This window comes from Salinivibrio sp. MA427 (assembly GCF_001996115.1).
Classification (GTDB): Bacteria; Pseudomonadota; Gammaproteobacteria; order Enterobacterales; family Vibrionaceae; genus Salinivibrio; species Salinivibrio costicola.
Genome location: NZ_MUFH01000431.1, coordinates 1 through 1644, shown reverse-complemented (window position 1 = coordinate 1644; position 1644 = coordinate 1). Strand labels below are relative to the sequence as shown.

Here is a 1644-nt window from a genome sequence, read left to right as displayed (position 1 = left end):
AGATTACGGAACCGATTACCGAGGTGACTCATGCGACTCATTCCTTTACAAACCAGCCAGCAAGTTGGTCTTTGGTCGGCGCGTTACATCGTCGATACCATTAACCAGTTTGCCCCGACCGCAGACCACCCTTTTGTGTTAGGTTTGCCGACCGGTGGCACCCCACTGAATACCTACAACCAATTGATTAAACTTCATAAAAAAGGCGAAGTCAGCTTTGAACATGTGGTGACATTCAATATGGACGAGTACTGTGGTATCCCGGCCAATCATCCGCAGGCCTATCGTACCTTTATGTATGAAAACTTCTTTAACCACATTGATATTCAGGAAAAAAACATCAACCTGCTTGATGGAAATGCGACCGATATCGAGGCGGAATGCCAACGCTATGAAGAAAAAATCAAAACCTACGGCAAAATTCATCTCTTTATGGGCGGTGTGGGTAACGATGGCCACATTGCATTTAATGAACCGGCCTCTTCGTTAGCATCACGAACTCGGATCAAAACCTTGACCGAAGACACGCGTGTGGCAAACTCTCGCTTCTTTGATAATGATATCAATCAAGTGCCAAAACACGCGCTTACCATCGGTGTTGGTACGCTACTCGATGCCGAAGAAGTCATGATTCTGGTTACTGGTGCCAATAAAGCGCAAGCGCTCGAAGCGGCGGTGGAAGGCTCAGTCAATCATCTTTGGACCGTCTCGGCACTGCAGCTTCATCCCAAGGCCATGATTGTGTGCGACTCGCCCTCAACCGCAGAGCTAAAAGTCAAAACAGTAAAGTACTTTCAAGAGCTTGAAGCCCAAAATATCCATCATTTATAAGGAATTTAAGCATGTATGCCCTAACCCACTGCCGGATTTTTACTGGCCATGAGGTACTTGATAATCATGCCATCGTCATTCGGGAAGGCCTGATTGCAGACGTGTGCCCACAACATGCGCTTTCCTCTGATATTGAAACACGCAGTCTAGAAGGTGCGATGGTTAGCCCTGGTTTTATTGATCTGCAGCTGAATGGCTGTGGCGGCGTGATGTTTAATGATGACATTACGTCCGATACCATCGATACCATGCACCAAGCGAATCTTAAATCAGGTTGCACTAATTTCCTGCCTACCCTGATCACCAGCTCTGATGCCGATATGAAAGCCGCTGTCGCGGCAATGCGGGACCATAAAGCCAAGCACCCGCATCAAGCAGTTGGGTTGCATTTAGAAGGACCTTATTTAAATACTCAAAAAAAAGGAATTCATAGCGCTGATTATATTCGCCCAAGTAGCGATGACATGATTGCCTACTTATGCGATAACGCAGACGTCATTACAAAAGTTACCGTCGCGCCCGAGCTCACCCCCCGCGCACATATCCAGGCGCTGACAAAGGCAGGGATCATCGTCTCGGCAGGACATACCAATGCGACCTACGCTGAAGCGAGAGAGGGCTTCGCCAATGGTATCGGCTTTGCTACGCACCTGTTTAATGCCATGACATCGATCACAGGGCGCGAGCCTGGGATGGTCGGTGCGATTTATGATACCCCCGATGTTTATACCGGCGTGATTGCTGATGGCTTTCATGTGTCATATGCCAATATTCGACTCGCGCACCAAGTAAAAAGGGATAAATTAGTGTTGG

Annotated in this window: 2 protein-coding genes; both read left to right on the top strand. The window is 47.9% G+C overall.

Translation table 11 applies throughout. From position 1 onward, the window contains the following. Nucleotides 1-30: 30 nt before the first annotated feature. Nucleotides 31-831 carry a glucosamine-6-phosphate deaminase gene (gene nagB / locus BZG79_RS15325; protein ID WP_077774836.1) on the top strand — a complete coding sequence of 267 codons (801 nt, stop codon included), beginning with the start codon at nucleotides 31-33 and terminating at the stop codon, nucleotides 829-831. 11 nt (nucleotides 832-842) lie between these two features. Next, on the top strand, nucleotides 843-1644 hold an 802-nt coding region (nagA, locus tag BZG79_RS15320; protein ID WP_077774835.1), incomplete at its 3' end, for an N-acetylglucosamine-6-phosphate deacetylase.

Coding starts and splice junctions, on each gene's coding strand:
- nagB (WP_077774836.1), top strand. CDS start 31: ATGCGACTCATTCCTTTACAAACCAGCCAGCAAGTTGGTCTTTGGTCG.